The following is a 14,311-nucleotide window of genomic DNA, read 5'->3' as shown; positions in this document are numbered from 1 at the left end:
ATGACCGAACAAACTGTACTGATCATCGACGATGAACCTGATATCCGCGAATTGCTGGAAATCACCCTGTTGCGCATGGGGCTGGATACCGTCACGGCGGGCGACGTACAAACCGCGCTCGACAAAATTGAGCAACACCAGCCCAACCTGTGCCTGACCGACATGAAGCTGCCCGACGGCAACGGCATCGACATTGTGCGTTACCTGCAAAAACACCACCCGCACATTCCGGTCGCCGTGATTACGGCGTTTGGCAGCATGGATACCGCCGTGGAAGCCCTCAAAGCCGGGGCTTACGATTTTGTATCCAAACCCGTGGACTTGCCCAAACTGCGCGAACTAATCCAAACTGCACTGAAACTGTCAGCGGGCAAGGCACACCAAACCGTGCCTGATGATGACAACAGCGCCACTCACGGTAGCAGTATTCTGGGGAATTCTCCCGCCATGCAGCAACTCAAAGGCACCATCCACAAACTGGCACGCAGCCAAGCACCGGTGTACATTCACGGCGAATCCGGCAGCGGTAAGGAATTGGTCGCGCACCAGATCCACCAGCAAGGCTCCCGCGTCAAAGCCCCGTTTGTGCCGGTTAACTGCGGTGCTATTCCCGAAAACCTGATGGAAAGCGAATTTTTCGGACACAAAAAAGGCAGCTTTACCGGCGCAGTCGCCGACAAACAAGGCTTGTTTCAGGCCGCCCACAAAGGCACCTTGTTTCTGGATGAAGTCGCCGATTTACCGCTGACCATGCAGGTCAAACTCTTGCGGGCGATTCAGGAAGGTGCTATCAAACCCGTCGGGGGTTTGGAAGAAACCGCCGTGGACGTGCGCATCCTCAGTGCCACTCACAAAAGTCTGGAACATGAAGTGGCAGCAGGGCATTTCCGCCAGGATTTGTATTACCGCCTGAACGTCATCAAGCTAAAAGTGCCGCCATTGCGCGAACGTCAGGAAGACATCCTGCTGCTGGCAGATTTTTTCCTGAAAAAGATTGCCAAACGCTGGCAAATGCCGCCGATCCGGCTCTCGCAGGCAGCACGCGATGAACTGGCCAGCTATGCCTTTCCCGGCAATGTGCGCGAGCTGGAAAATGTGCTGGAACGGGCGAGTACCCTGTGCGATAACAATACGATCCAGCCGGATGATTTGCAGTTGCCGACAGCAACGGCTGATGCCATTGTTGCTCCTCATCCCTCGCTTCGACTGCGCCCAGGGAACGACGAGGGGATGGAAGACAAGAAGGGAAAAATAGAGGTGGAGACGCTGCCTGCGTGGAATCCGGTGGATGAGGAAGCAGAACGCGATTTGATCCTGCGAGCGCTGGAGCAAACCCGCTGGAACCGCACCAAGGCAGCGGAAGTGCTGGGGATGTCATTCCGACAATTGCGCTACCGGATTCAGAAGTACGGGCTGGATGAGGGGTAACAGCCAAAAACCCGCTATAATGCCTTTAGCACCCACAAGGCAGGTTTCGGCACATGAAAAAGTTACCCATCGGCGTTAGTACACTGGCAAAAATCATGGCGGATGATTGTGTGTACGTGGACAAAACCGCCTATGTCCATGAGTTGGTCACTAACGGTAGCTATTACTTCCTCTCGCGTCCGCGCCGCTTTGGTAAGTCCTTACTGGTGGATACCTTGCACCAGTTGTTTGCGGGCAATGAAGCCTTGTTCCGGGGTTTGCACATCCACCCGCATTGGGATTGGGCGGTGCAATACCCGGTAATTTCCATCAGCTTTGCCGGAGGTGTGCTGGAAAGCCGGGAGGCACTGGAGCGGCGTATCCAACAAATTCTGGAGTTGAATCAGGAGCAACTCGGTGTCAGTTGCCGTCACAAGGAAGATTCCGCAGCTTGCTTTGGTGAGCTGATCCGCAATGCCAAAGCCAAGTACGGGCGCAATGTAGTGGTGCTGGTGGATGAATACGACAAGCCGCTTCTCGACAACATCACCAAGCCTGCGATTGCGGCGGAAATGCGCAATGGCTTGCGCAACCTGTACTCGGTAATCAAGGGGCAGGATGCCAATATCCGCTTCGCCTTCCTCACCGGGGTGAGCAAATTTTCCAAGGTGTCGCTGTTCAGTGGCTTGAATAACCTCAATGATATTACGCTAGATGTGCGTTACAGTGCCTTATGCGGTTACACCCAGACCGAGCTGGAGCGGCATTTTGGTGAACACTTGCAAGGGGCGGATATGCCGCTAGTGCAACGCTGGTACAACGGCTATAACTGGCTGGGCGAGAGTGTTTATAACCCGTTTGATATGCTGCTGTTTATTGATGGCGGGAAAGAGTTCCTGCCCTATTGGTTTGAAACCGCTACGCCGTCGTTCTTGGTGGATATTTTGCGCAAACGCCCGTTCCACCTGCCCGACCTTGAAGCGGTACGCATGGATTACAAGGCGTTGGGGGATTTTGATATCGAGCGGATTCACTTGGAAACGCTGTTGTTCCAGACGGGCTATTTGACCATCAAGGATAAAAAGTTGCCGTTTGTGGGTGGCTTGCCGGAATACACCTTGAGTTACCCGAATAATGAAGTGCGTTATAGCCTGATGAGTTATTTGCTGGAACACTATTTGACGGATGAACGGCATGAACGCGGCTCGGTTTATGATGCTTTCCTTGCGAATGATTTTGCGGCGCTGGAACGGCGTTTCCGGGCATTGTTTGACGGTATCGCGCATCAGAACCATACCAAAAATACGCTGGCAGCATACGAGGGCTATTACGCTTCAGTGATGTATGCGTTTTTGTGTTCCCTGAGTCTGGAAACACGTGCGGAAGAAAGCAGCAGCAAGGGGCGGGTGGATATGGCCCTGCGTTTTACGCTACCGGATGGGCAAAAACAGGTGATTATCTTTGAATTCAAAATGGTGAAGGGTACGGAAGGTGACGGCAGCGCCATGCGCCAGATCAAGGAAAAGGATTACGCCGCGCCGTATCGCGATGGGCAGCACCGCATCTTTTTGGTGGGGATGGAGTTCAGTGCCGAGGTACGGAATTTTGTGCGGTTTGAGTGGGAAGAGGATTGCTCATAGCAAAAAGGCTCCCGAAGGAGCCTTTTTGGTTTTTTGCGGACTCGTCGAAACTCAGTGACCGCGAGCTTTACCGATCCGGTGCAGCATTTCGATCTGCGCCTTCGCCGCTTCTAGCTCGGACTGGATCGCCTCATAGTCGAGGTCTTCCGGGTCTTTGCCTTGCAGCGCGTCTTGGGCTTGCTTCATCGCTTCGCGGGCGGCGGCCTCGTCGAGGTCTTCCGCACGCATCCCGGTGTCAGCCAATACTGTCACGACGTGTGGCTGAACTTCCAGTACACCGCCAGAGACGAACAGCGATGCCATCCCGTCTTCGGTTTTGTACTGTAATTCGCCTGCACGCAGCTTGGAAATCAACTGCGAGTGACGCGGCATAATGCCTAAGTCACCCATTGCACCCGGTGCAATCACTTCTTCGACAGTGCCAGAGAACAGGGACTGTTCTGCTGTCACCACATCCAAATGAAATGTCATCGCCATGATGCCCTCCTATCAGAGCTTCGTAGCTTTCTCGATCACTTCGTCGATGCCACCAACCATGTAGAATGCCTGTTCTGGCAAATGGTCGTATTCACCGTTAAGGATCGCCTTGAAGCTGCTCAACGTGTCTTTCAGGGTAACGTATTTACCCGGTGAACCCGTGAACACTTCCGCTACGAAAAACGGCTGGGACAGGAAGCGTTGGATACGACGCGCACGACCGACGACTTGTTTGTCTTCGTCAGAGAGTTCGTCCATACCCAGGATCGCGATGATGTCCTTGAGTTCTTTGTAACGTTGCAGGATGCCTTGAACGCCACGCGCAATGCTGTAGTGCTCTTGGCCAACAACCAGCGGGTCAAGCTGACGCGACGTGGAATCCAACGGGTCAACCGCAGGGTAAATACCCAGTTCCGCGATATTACGTGACAATACCAGTGTCGCATCCAAGTGGGCGAAGGTCGTTGCTGGGGATGGGTCAGTCAAGTCATCCGCAGGAACGTAAACGGCCTGGAATGAAGTGATAGAGCCAGTTTTGGTGGAAGTGATACGCTCTTGCAGTGCGCCCATTTCTTCCGCCAGTGTTGGCTGATAACCTACCGCTGACGGCATACGACCCAACAGTGCTGATACTTCCGTACCCGCCAGTGTGTAACGGTAGATGTTATCAACGAACATCAGAACGTCACGGCCTTCGTCACGGAAATGTTCCGCCATGGTCAGACCAGTCAACGCGACGCGCAGACGGTTGCCGGGTGGTTCATTCATCTGACCGTAAACCAGTGCTACCTTGTCGATAACGCCGCCTTCTGTCATTTCGTGGTAGAAGTCGTTACCTTCACGAGTACGCTCACCAACACCGGCGAATACAGACAGACCACTGTGCTGTTTTGCGATGTTGTTGATCAACTCCATCAGCGTTACGGTTTTACCTACACCCGCACCACCGAACAGACCGATTTTACCACCCTTGGCGATAGGCATGATCAGGTCGATAACCTTGATGCCTGTTTCCAGAATGTCGATACCGGATGACAATTCATCATACGCCGGAGGCGCACGGTGGATTGGCATTTTCTTGTCGTGAACGATGTCGCCAGCGTTATCAATCGCTTCGCCCAAAACGTTCATTACGCGCCCCAATGTCCCTGTTCCGACTGGAACAGAGATTGGTGCACCTGTATTCACCACTTGCATACCGCGTTTTACGCCGTCAGACGTACCCATCGCGATAGTGCGTACAATGCCGTCACCCAACTGCTGCTGGACTTCCAGGGTCAGACCCTGGTCGGCTACTGTTAACGCATCGTAGACCGCTGGCACAGCGCTGCGTGGGAATTCCACGTCAACAACCGCGCCGATGACTTGAACGATGTTTCCAGTACTCATTATTCAGTACCTCACTAAAATTTAAAATCCGTAACAGCCTTAGACCGCTGAAGCACCCGCAACAATCTCGGAAATTTCCTGAGTGATTGCCGCCTGACGCGCCTTGTTGTAGATGAGCTTCAAATCATCAATCATGGTTCCGGCATTGTCGGAGGCGCTCTTCATGGCGACCATCCGTGCTGCCATCTCGCAAGCCACGTTTTCAACCGCGCCTTGGTAAATGAGTGATTCAATGTAACGCTGCATCAACGCATCAATGACTTCTTTCGACTCAGGTTCGTAGAGATAGTCCCAATGGTGCTTGATTGAATCCACCGATGCAGCAACCACCGGGATGAGCTGTGTCACCTGCGGTTTTTGCGTCATGCTGTTGACGAATTCATTCTCGACCAGGAAAAGGCGATCAATTCGGCCTTCCTCGTAAGCATCCAACATCACCTTGATGGTGCCAATCATGTCCGCCACTTTTGGGGCATCGCCCATGTGGGTTTTCTGGGCAACAATCCCGTAACGACGAAACGCCGCCGCAGCTTTGGCACCAAAGACGCAGATGTCGACTTCGACATCCTCTTTCCTCCAGTCCGCAATGCTACGTAACGCTTGCTTGAACAAGTTGACGTTCAAACCACCACACAAGCCCCGGTCAGAGGACATGATGATGTAGCCAACCCGTTTCACGGTTTCGCGTTCTTGGGTATAAGGATGCTTGTACTCAAGATGACCATTCGCCACGTGACCTACCACTTGGCGCATTTTGTCAGCATAGGGACGACTAGCTTTCATCCGGTCTTGCGCACGGCGCATTTTGGATGCAGCAACCATCTCCATTGCTTTTGTGATCTTCTTGGTATTACTAATGCTCTTGATCTGGCTTAGTATTTCTTTACCACCTGCCATAGGATTAACCTCCCATTACCAAGTGTTTTTAGACTTGAAAGTTTCCAGCGCGGTTTTCATCGCACCTGCAATCTCGTCGTTGAAATCACCTTTCTCGTTGATCTTGTCCAGCAGTTCCTTCTCGGAAGTACGCAGATAGCTCAGCATGGCTGCTTCAAAATCCACGATCTTGTTCGCGTCGACGTCATCGAGGAAACCCTCGTTGGCGGCAAACAAGGAGAAAGCCATTTCTGCTACAGACAGCGGGGAGAATTGTGGCTGTTTCATCAGTTCAGTAACGCGCTTACCACGATCCAAAGACTTACGAGTGCCTTCGTCGAGGTCGGATGCGAACTGTGAGAACGCTGCCAATTCACGGTACTGCGCCAGCGCCAAACGTACACCACCACCGAGTTTCTTGATGATCTTGGTTTGTGCAGCACCGCCTACGCGGGATACTGACAGACCTGCGTTGATCGCAGGACGGATGCCCGCGTTGAACAGGTCACTTTCCAAGAAGATCTGACCATCAGTGATCGAGATAACGTTGGTCGGAACGAAGGCAGAAACGTCACCACCTTGGGTTTCGATGATCGGCAGTGCGGTCAATGAACCGGTTTGGCCTTTCACTTCACCTTTAGTGAATTCTTCAACGTATTCTTTATTAACGCGGGAAGCGCGTTCCAGCAAACGGGAATGCAGGTAGAAAACGTCCCCTGGATACGCTTCACGACCCGGTGGGCGGCGCAGCAACAGGGAAACTTGACGGTAAGCCCAAGCCTGCTTGGTCAAATCGTCGTATACAATCAAAGCGTCTTCGCCACGGTCACGGAAGTATTCACCCATGGTGCAACCCGCGTAAGGCGCGAGGTATTGCATGGAAGCCGGATCAGCCGCTGTTGCAGCCACGATAACAGTGTATTCCAGTGCGCCGTACTCTTCGAGTTTGCGTACTACGTTGGCAACGGAAGATGCTTTTTGACCAACCGCGACGTAAACGCATTTCACGTTTTTGCCTTTTTGGTTGATGATCGCATCGACTGCTACCGCCGTTTTACCGGTTTGGCGGTCACCGATGATCAGTTCGCGCTGACCACGACCGATGGGTACCATCGCATCCAGTGCTTTCACACCGGTTTGCAGCGGCTGGTCAACCGATTTACGTTCAATAACGCCCGGCGCCATGCGCTCAATTGGGGCGTAACCGTCGTTTTCTACCGGGCCTTTACCGTCAATTGGGTTGCCCAGTGCGTCAACGACGCGACCCAGCAAACCACGACCGTGTGGCACTTCCAGAATACGACCAGTACATTTTACGGTGTCGCCTTCAGTGATACCTTTGTAATCACCAAGGACAACCGCACCGACGGAATCACGCTCTAGGTTCAAAGCCAGACCGTAAGAGCCGTTGGAGAATTCGATCATCTCGCCAGACATTACATCGCCAAGCCCGTGAAGGCGGACGATACCATCCGTAACGGAGACAACCGTACCCTCAGTGCGAGCTTCAGCACCGGACTCAAAGCTGCTAATGCGCTTTTTGATCAGGTCACTGATTTCAGTTGGGTTAAGTTGCATATGCTATTCCTCAATATATCGGCTGGGCTTAGCGCCCCAACGCCGCCTTCATATCTTTCAGCCTGCTCTGGATTGAGCCGTCAATCACCAAGTCACCCGCGCGAATTACCGCACCACCCATCAGGGTTGGGTCAACTTTAGTGACGAGCTTAATCTCACGTCCCAAGCGTTTTTGGAGTGCCGCAGCAATGGTCTGCTGCTGGTCATCGCTCATTTCCTGTGCAGAAATGATTTCCGCCTCAATTGCACCTTCTGCTTCCGCCTTCATTTGCTCGAAGAGGGTAGTAATGTCAGGTAGCAAGGTAAAACGGTCATTCTCTGCCAGTGCCTTGAGCAGATTGCGGCCTTGGTCGTCGAGTGCATCACCTGCAATCTCACCGAATACGTCCGCTTTCTGTTCTTTGGTCATGCGAGGATGAGCCAACAAGGCAGATGAACCTTCAGCCGCGACGACCGCAGACATGGCTGCCAGTTGAGCAGACCATTCGGTCAGCTTTCCGGCTTCCTGCGCCATCTCAAACACCGCTCGGGCGTAAGGACGGGCAGCGGTTGTCAAATCAGACATGGTTCACCACCTTAAATTTGCGCAGCCAGTTCATCCAATGCTTTAGCGTGAGCTTTGGCATCAATTTCCTTACCAAGAATTTTCTCCGCACCCGCTACTGCCAAAGCAGAAACTTGAGTACGCAGCGTTTCACGCGCACGGGAAACCTCCTGTTCGATGTCCGCTTGGGCTGCGACTTTCACGCGGCCTGCTTCTTCGATAGCAGCATTCTTGGCTTCGTCAACGATTTCCGCTGCACGCTTTTGGCCTTGTGCAACGATTTCGGCAGCTTCGGCTTTAGCTTTTTTCAGCTCATCCAAAGCGTGCTTGCGAGCCAATTCCTCTTCGTGCTTGCCTTTTTCGGCAGCGGCAAGACCATCGGCAATACGCCCTTTACGGTCTTCCAGCACTTTCAGCATCGGTTCCCACAATACGCTCTTGACGAACCAGACAAGGATCGAAAAGACGATCATCTGACCAATCAGGGTTGCAGTTACGTTCATGTTAACCTCCGAATGTTAGTAACAACGTTTAACAATCGGGGAATTAACCAGCACCCATTGCAGCTTTGGCAGCGCCAATGAACGGGTTGGCAAAGATGAACCACATAGAGATACCCAGAACGATCATTGGGAATGCTTCCATCAGACCACCGGTAAACAGCATCTGACCAGTCAATTGCGCGCGCATTTCAGGTTGGCGAGCAATGCCTTCGATAAATTTGGAACAGATCATACCCCAGCCCAGTGCGGAACCCAGACCAGCAGCCGCCAAGATAATACCAACGCCTACAGCCGTGTAGGAATAGATCATTGCAATTGCATTTGCATCCATTGTGAAGTCTCCAAGAAAAGTTAAAAATCAAAAAATAAAACTAAAAAATCATTTCATGGGGCGACCGATGGTCGCCCCTGCATCTATTAATGGTCTTCGGCGCTTTGGCTAGCCAATCCCAGATATACGATGGTCAACAGCATAAAGATAAAGGCTTGCAATGGCACAACCAGCATGTGGAAAATTGCCCACAGCGTACCCAGTGCAATCTGTGCAGGCATTGCCCAAACAGAGAACGCCAGCAATGCGATCAACAGGAACAGTAATTCACCGGCGAACATGTTTCCGAACAAACGCAGGCCGAGACTGACAGGTTTTGCAACCTCTTCAATCGCCGTCATCACGATGTTGACTGGCATCAGGTAAGGCCCAAACGGGTGGAACAGGAATTGCTTGACGTAACCCCACACACCCTTGTGCTTGATATTGTAGAAAATAATCAGGGCGAATACGGATAGAGCCAAACCGAATGTGGTATCGAGGTTCGTGGTTGGTACCACTTTCAGGTAAACATGGTGCGGATCAGCCCCAAACAAGCCAGCAACACCGCCGAACAGTGCAGGCAACAAGTCTACTGGCAAGAAGTCCATTGAGTTCATCAGTAGAACCCACATAAAGATGGTAATTGCCAGCGGGCCGATCAAGCCATCCGCATTCGGGAAAATGTCTTTCACTTGTTGATTGACGAACTCAACAATGGTCTCCGCGACGTTTTGCGCCCCGGTAGGTTTATCAGGATTCAAGTTTTTGCCGATTTTCCAGGCAAAAAAAGCAAGCAAACCTGCGAGTAGCACACTGAACAAAAAAACATCGACGTGAAATACGCTGAAGTCAACGATCTTGACTTGCTCACCGTGTTCAACGCCAACGCTCCAGTTGGTCAGATGGTGCTGGATGTACTCAACAGGACTTGATATTGCTGGCGCGTTAGATTCGCTCACAATTCACTCCGTACACAAAGTTAAAAACTGTTTTGCTGACATCACCCGACTTGGCGGGTTCCCATCAGCATGTAGGCCAGTTGCGCGACCATAAACGTACCCAATAAAGGAACAGGGGATAACTTTAGATAGCCCAAACCGAACCCTAGCGCAACCAACACAAATACAAATCGTTGTACCACACCAAAATACAAAGCATTCACGCTCTGCTGTGGACTGGTTTTCGCTATCTCTCCGGCTTGTGCCACACGGCGGGACAGCAATAAAGTGTTCGCGAGTGCAATCGCCCCGCCATAACAGGCAGGCAACAATGCTGCTTCACCCTGATGCCATAATGATACTGCTACACCAGCCAGCACTAGGATGAATTGAATAATAAGTATGCTTCGCATCTGCTCCTCTGGAGAAGGTTTAAGCATAACCTCCTCTCTCTGAAATCCCGATGGAGTATAAATAGATACTAATATACGGTCAACTACTCGGGCTAACCCTGACCCATTAGGAAACAGGCAGACATTATATATCCCTTTTGGTATATCCCGCCACAACAAAATCACCTATATTTTGTCTATAAAGCCAGAGAATAACCGGGGCTTTATCCCAAAGGAGGATAATTTTATGCAAATAAATCAACCACTGACCACCATCGCACTACTTGGCTTATTACTACTGAGCACGCTAACCCACACCGGATTTGCCGCAGAGAGCCTACAGGATGCACATGATTTTCGTGCATTGCAACAAGAAATGCAGAACAAGAAGCTGCCGCTACTGTTGGCATTTCGTGCTGACTACTGTGGATTCTGCAAACGGCTGGAAGCCGAATACCTGCAACCGATGATCACCAGCGGCAAATATGACTCGCGTATTCTGATCCGTAGTTTCGACATGGGGGATGAGGCGAGTGTGATTGATTTTAACGGCGACAAGATTGATGTGGATGAATTTGCGGCTCGCCATAAAGTATCGCTCACCCCTACGCTGGTGTTTTTGAATGCACAAGGGGAAGAAATCGCAGAACGCTTGCTGGGCTACAACAGCCCTGATTTTTATGGCGCGTATCTGGAGAACGCTATCGACGCCGCACAACAGGCAGTGAAATAAAAAAAGGGGCGCGAATACTCACGCCCCTAAACAGGAGAAACGAACAGTAATAAATTAACGGTTACGCACGAACCGACGCACTTCCGCCAAATGGCGGCGGCTGACTTCCAGTTGGTCCTTGACGTTATCCAGCACAATCTGGGTACGCCCGACCGACGATTTGGACAAACCAGCAATCGCAGTTTTAGAGACCAACGCATTGCGATGAATGCGGATAAAGCGATCAGCCAAATCGGTTTCCAGAGACTTCAGCGACTCTTCAATAATGACCTCACCCTTCTTGTGGCGCACCGTCACATATTTCTGGTCGGCTTGGAAATACACCACATCTTCGATTGGAATCAACTCAAGGTTGCCACGCATCCGCGCACAAATGTGTTTGCGTGACAACATGTTGCGCCCTTCACGGTTTTCCAGCGCCTCCATACGTTGTGCACGGTTCAATGAGCGGGCTTGTTCCAGACTTTGTAATAATTGTTCTTGTCTAATAGGCTTCATAAGATACCCTGTTGCTTTTGTTGAAAAGGCTTCTAAAGCATATTCTCCATACGCTGTGGTGAATATGACGGCTGGTGGGCTATCCATGCCCGAAATGTGCCGTGCCGCTTCTAAGCCGTCCATACCCGGCATAGAAATGTCCATCAGCACAATGTCCGGCTGATAACGTTCTGTCATCAGCACTGCATCCACCCCGTTTTCGGCTTCTGCACAAACGCCGTAATCGACCTGGCTTGCCAGCAACCCCTTGATACGGGCGCGGGCATATTCCTCGTCGTCTACGATTAAAATTTTCAATGTCATAATTCTTCTACTCCTTGGGGATGGAAAACGAGACCCTGTATTGTTGTACGCTCTTCTGGATTTTCAGGTTGGCACGGTCGCCATAAGCAAGATGCAAGCGGTTCACCATATTTTCCTGAGCAATATGATTGCCCTTGGTATGGGTGCTCATGCCCGAAGGGGGCAGAGGGTTCGTCACCGTGACATCCAGCCGATCACCCGCGTCATACAGACTAACAGTTAACAAGCCACCATCCTGACGCGGCTGGATACCATGGTAGACAGCATTTTCCACCAGCGGCTGCAACAGAAAAGGCGGGATCTCCATATCCAACGGCAGGCTGTTCTGATCCATGTCGAGCTTAACGTTCAAACGTTTTGCACCCAAACGTAAGCCTTCCATACGCAAATACGCCAAGGTCAGGTTCAACTCCTCTTTCAGGCTGATACGTGACCGCTTATCAAGGGTAAGACGCATAATATCGGCTAAATCCAGTAACGCTTCTTCAGCCTTATTGGCATCGATATGCACCAGATGTGCAATGGTATTCAGACTATTGAACAGAAAATGCGGACGCATGCGCGCTTGCAGCGCATCGTACTTGGCAGCCGAGTCTGCCTCGACGGTCTCTTCCCACTGCCCGTGGATATAAAAATACCGCAGCAACACCAGCGTAATGACCAGGCTGATGACCAGATTCTTGAAAATGAACAAGGCACTGGTAAGCACATCACTGACCCATTCACCGCCAGCCGACATCAACAACCCCAGAATGGAGGCGACTAGGGTAAAACTGGCAACCGTTCCAAATACAATCGCAGATGCCTGAAATACCGATGGCTTGCTCAGAAAGCGGCTAATAAAACACAGGGTAAAAATGGAGGCCAGCGTCACCCACAACACAAACAGCGAGTGCAGCCCAAGATTGACAAAGAAATCCCGCAAATCGGTTGCCACTACCAACGCCAGTATCATTGCCAGTAACTCAGCAGCCAGCACAGCACGCAACAGCGCCTGCGGCATACAGAGATTGGGCAAATAACTTAAGGTTTTTCCATTGAGTGACGGCATTTTTTGCTCTCAGTCGGTAATACGACGCACAACAAACCTGTTGCAACGTTCTATTCCGACCCAGTTGTATGTTTATATTTTTTATAATTCCCTGACCTGACATAGCAGGCTGAGCATTTCCTTGTATACTATTGGCAACTACAGTTGCATGTATACAGCATTGAGAATTGCGTTTTTTTATTCTTCCACAATGTGATAATGTTTGGCAACTCCTTTTAGCAACCTGATGAAAATTCAACATTAACCCATGAGCCAACAGCAACCAGATAGCGCCAAGGATAAACCTTGGGGCGGACGTTTTAGCGAATCCACCGACGCATTTGTCGAAGAATTCACCGCATCCATCCTGTTTGATCAACGCCTGTATCGGCACGACATCCAGGGATCACGTGCCCATGCCCGCATGTTGGAGAAAACAGGCTTATTAAACACCATTGAAGTTGAACAAATCCTGAGTGGACTGGACGAAATCGAGCAGTCCATCGAAAAAGGCGAATTAAAGTGGCAAATTTCGTTGGAAGATGTCCACATGAACATCGAAGCCCGCCTGACCGACCGTATCGGCATTGCTGGCAAAAAACTCCACACTGGTCGTTCACGTAATGATCAGGTTGCCACCGACATACGTCTGTGGCTACGTGATCAAGTAGACGGTATTAGCCACGAACTACGTCGTTTACAACACGCACTGGTTGAATTGGCGGCACGCGAAGCTGACACTATCCTGCCAGGTTTCACACACTTACAAGTTGCCCAGCCGATAACGTTCGGGCATCACATGCTCGCATGGTTTGAAATGCTGCAACGCGACTTCGAGCGTTTGCAGGATTGCCGCAAGCGTATCAATGTTATGCCTTTGGGTGCGGCAGCACTGGCGGGCACAACCTACCCTATCGACCGCCAGTACACCGCTGAATTACTCGGCTTTGATCACCCCGCGCGTAATTCACTGGATGCTGTCAGCGACAGGGATTTCGCCATTGAATTCACGTCAGCAGCGGCGCTCATCATGATGCACCTGTCGCGCTTTTCAGAAGAACTGGTGTTGTGGACTTCCGCACAATTTGACTTTATCCGCCTGCCAGACCGCTTCTGCACCGGCTCCTCCATTATGCCGCAGAAAAAAAACCCGGACGTACCCGAACTGGTACGCGGCAAAAGTGGGCGAGTATTCGGTCATCTGTTCGCCCTGTTGACCCTGATGAAAGGCCAGCCACTGGCTTACAACAAGGACAATCAGGAAGACAAGGAACCGCTATTTGACACCGTAGACACCCTGCTCGGCAGTTTGCGGGCATTTGCCGACATGATGCCGCACGTCCAGCCCAAACCGGAAAAAATGCGCAAAGCCGCCATGCAAGGTTTTTCCACCGCCACCGATCTGGCGGATTATTTGGTACGCAAAGGCTTGCCGTTCCGCGATGCCCACGAAGTTGTTGGCAAAGCGGTTGCACTCGGCGTGGAAACGGGGCGAGACCTCAGCGAAATGCGCCTGGAAGAGTTACAGTCATTTTCCAGCAGCATCGACCAAGATGTGTTTGAGGTATTGACGCTAGAAGGCTCAGTCGCAGCACGCAACCACTTGGGAGGCACGGCACCGGAACAGGTGAAGCAGCAGGTTCAAATGGCACGCAGCCTTCTGAACGCTGCGTCATAAGATGAGAAACGA

The 14,311-nt window shown here is 51.4% G+C and carries 15 protein-coding genes; 4 read left to right on the top strand and 11 right to left on the bottom strand.

Translation table 11 applies throughout. The features are described 5' to 3' along the window. Both J9253_RS18870 and J9253_RS18865 read left to right on the top strand, forming a co-directional pair. Entirely contained in the window at positions 1 to 1,428 is a 1,428-nt protein-coding gene (locus tag J9253_RS18870; RefSeq protein WP_210222390.1) for a sigma-54-dependent transcriptional regulator, read from the top strand. A gap of 53 nt (positions 1,429 to 1,481) precedes the next feature. Then, positions 1,482 to 3,047: an ATP-binding protein gene (locus tag J9253_RS18865; protein WP_210222389.1), complete on the top strand. Its 1,566-nt coding sequence runs from the start codon at positions 1,482 to 1,484 to the stop codon at positions 3,045 to 3,047. Between the two features lie 51 nt (positions 3,048 to 3,098). On the opposite strand, the gene J9253_RS18860 is transcribed toward J9253_RS18865, so the two are convergent. The 9 genes from J9253_RS18860 to J9253_RS18820 all read right to left on the bottom strand — a co-directional run bounded on the left by J9253_RS18860 (position 3,099) and on the right by J9253_RS18820 (position 10,078). Then, a complete protein-coding gene (locus tag J9253_RS18860; protein ID WP_028490454.1) occupies positions 3,099 to 3,524 on the bottom strand; it encodes a F0F1 ATP synthase subunit epsilon in 426 nt (141 codons plus the stop codon). A gap of 12 nt (positions 3,525 to 3,536) precedes the next feature. Further along, a complete protein-coding gene (atpD, locus tag J9253_RS18855; protein ID WP_210222388.1) occupies positions 3,537 to 4,913 on the bottom strand; it encodes a F0F1 ATP synthase subunit beta in 1,377 nt (458 codons plus the stop codon). Between the two features lie 39 nt (positions 4,914 to 4,952). Beyond that, a complete protein-coding gene (gene atpG, locus J9253_RS18850; protein ID WP_210222387.1) occupies positions 4,953 to 5,810 on the bottom strand; it encodes a F0F1 ATP synthase subunit gamma in 858 nt (285 codons plus the stop codon). 15 nt (positions 5,811 to 5,825) lie between these two features. Next, positions 5,826 to 7,367 (bottom strand): F0F1 ATP synthase subunit alpha, encoded by a 1,542-nt coding sequence (gene atpA, locus J9253_RS18845; protein ID WP_210222386.1) that lies wholly within the window; start codon positions 7,365 to 7,367, stop codon positions 5,826 to 5,828. Positions 7,368 to 7,395: 28 nt separating this feature from the next. Beyond that, positions 7,396 to 7,932, bottom strand: a complete 537-nt coding sequence (locus J9253_RS18840; RefSeq protein WP_210222385.1) for a F0F1 ATP synthase subunit delta — start codon at positions 7,930 to 7,932, stop codon at positions 7,396 to 7,398. Between the two features lie 11 nt (positions 7,933 to 7,943). Further along, positions 7,944 to 8,414: a F0F1 ATP synthase subunit B gene (locus J9253_RS18835; RefSeq protein ID WP_028490449.1), complete on the bottom strand. Its 471-nt coding sequence runs from the start codon at positions 8,412 to 8,414 to the stop codon at positions 7,944 to 7,946. Between the two features lie 43 nt (positions 8,415 to 8,457). After that, entirely contained in the window at positions 8,458 to 8,745 is a 288-nt protein-coding gene (atpE, locus tag J9253_RS18830; RefSeq protein WP_028490448.1) for a F0F1 ATP synthase subunit C, read from the bottom strand. Between the two features lie 86 nt (positions 8,746 to 8,831). Then, positions 8,832 to 9,686, bottom strand: coding sequence for a F0F1 ATP synthase subunit A (gene atpB / locus J9253_RS18825; protein ID WP_210222384.1), 855 nt, complete (start codon positions 9,684 to 9,686; stop codon positions 8,832 to 8,834). Between the two features lie 41 nt (positions 9,687 to 9,727). Continuing rightward, positions 9,728 to 10,078, bottom strand: a complete 351-nt coding sequence (locus J9253_RS18820; RefSeq protein WP_210222383.1) for an ATP synthase subunit I — start codon at positions 10,076 to 10,078, stop codon at positions 9,728 to 9,730. A 226-nt stretch (positions 10,079 to 10,304) separates the two neighbouring features. On the opposite strand from J9253_RS18820, the gene J9253_RS18815 reads away from it, so the two are divergent. After that, positions 10,305 to 10,790, top strand: a complete 486-nt coding sequence (locus J9253_RS18815; RefSeq protein ID WP_210222382.1) for a thioredoxin family protein — start codon at positions 10,305 to 10,307, stop codon at positions 10,788 to 10,790. Between the two features lie 54 nt (positions 10,791 to 10,844). Here J9253_RS18815 and J9253_RS18810 read toward each other — a convergent pair whose 3' ends face one another. Next, positions 10,845 to 11,591 (bottom strand): LytR/AlgR family response regulator transcription factor, encoded by a 747-nt coding sequence (locus J9253_RS18810; protein WP_210222381.1) that lies wholly within the window; start codon positions 11,589 to 11,591, stop codon positions 10,845 to 10,847. 7 nt (positions 11,592 to 11,598) lie between these two features. Beyond that, positions 11,599 to 12,642: a sensor histidine kinase gene (locus tag J9253_RS18805; protein ID WP_210222380.1), complete on the bottom strand. Its 1,044-nt coding sequence runs from the start codon at positions 12,640 to 12,642 to the stop codon at positions 11,599 to 11,601. Between the two features lie 247 nt (positions 12,643 to 12,889). Between J9253_RS18805 and argH the strand changes: the two genes are divergently transcribed. Beyond that, entirely contained in the window at positions 12,890 to 14,299 is a 1,410-nt protein-coding gene (gene argH, locus J9253_RS18800) for an argininosuccinate lyase (RefSeq protein WP_210222379.1), read from the top strand. The last annotated feature ends 12 nt before the right edge of the window (positions 14,300 to 14,311 follow it).

Origin of the sequence: Thiothrix litoralis (assembly GCF_017901135.1) — a bacterium.
Lineage (GTDB): Bacteria > Pseudomonadota > Gammaproteobacteria > Thiotrichales > Thiotrichaceae > Thiothrix > Thiothrix litoralis.
Note: the sequence above shows the minus strand (reverse complement) of the source record. Positions and strands in the feature narration are given on the sequence as shown.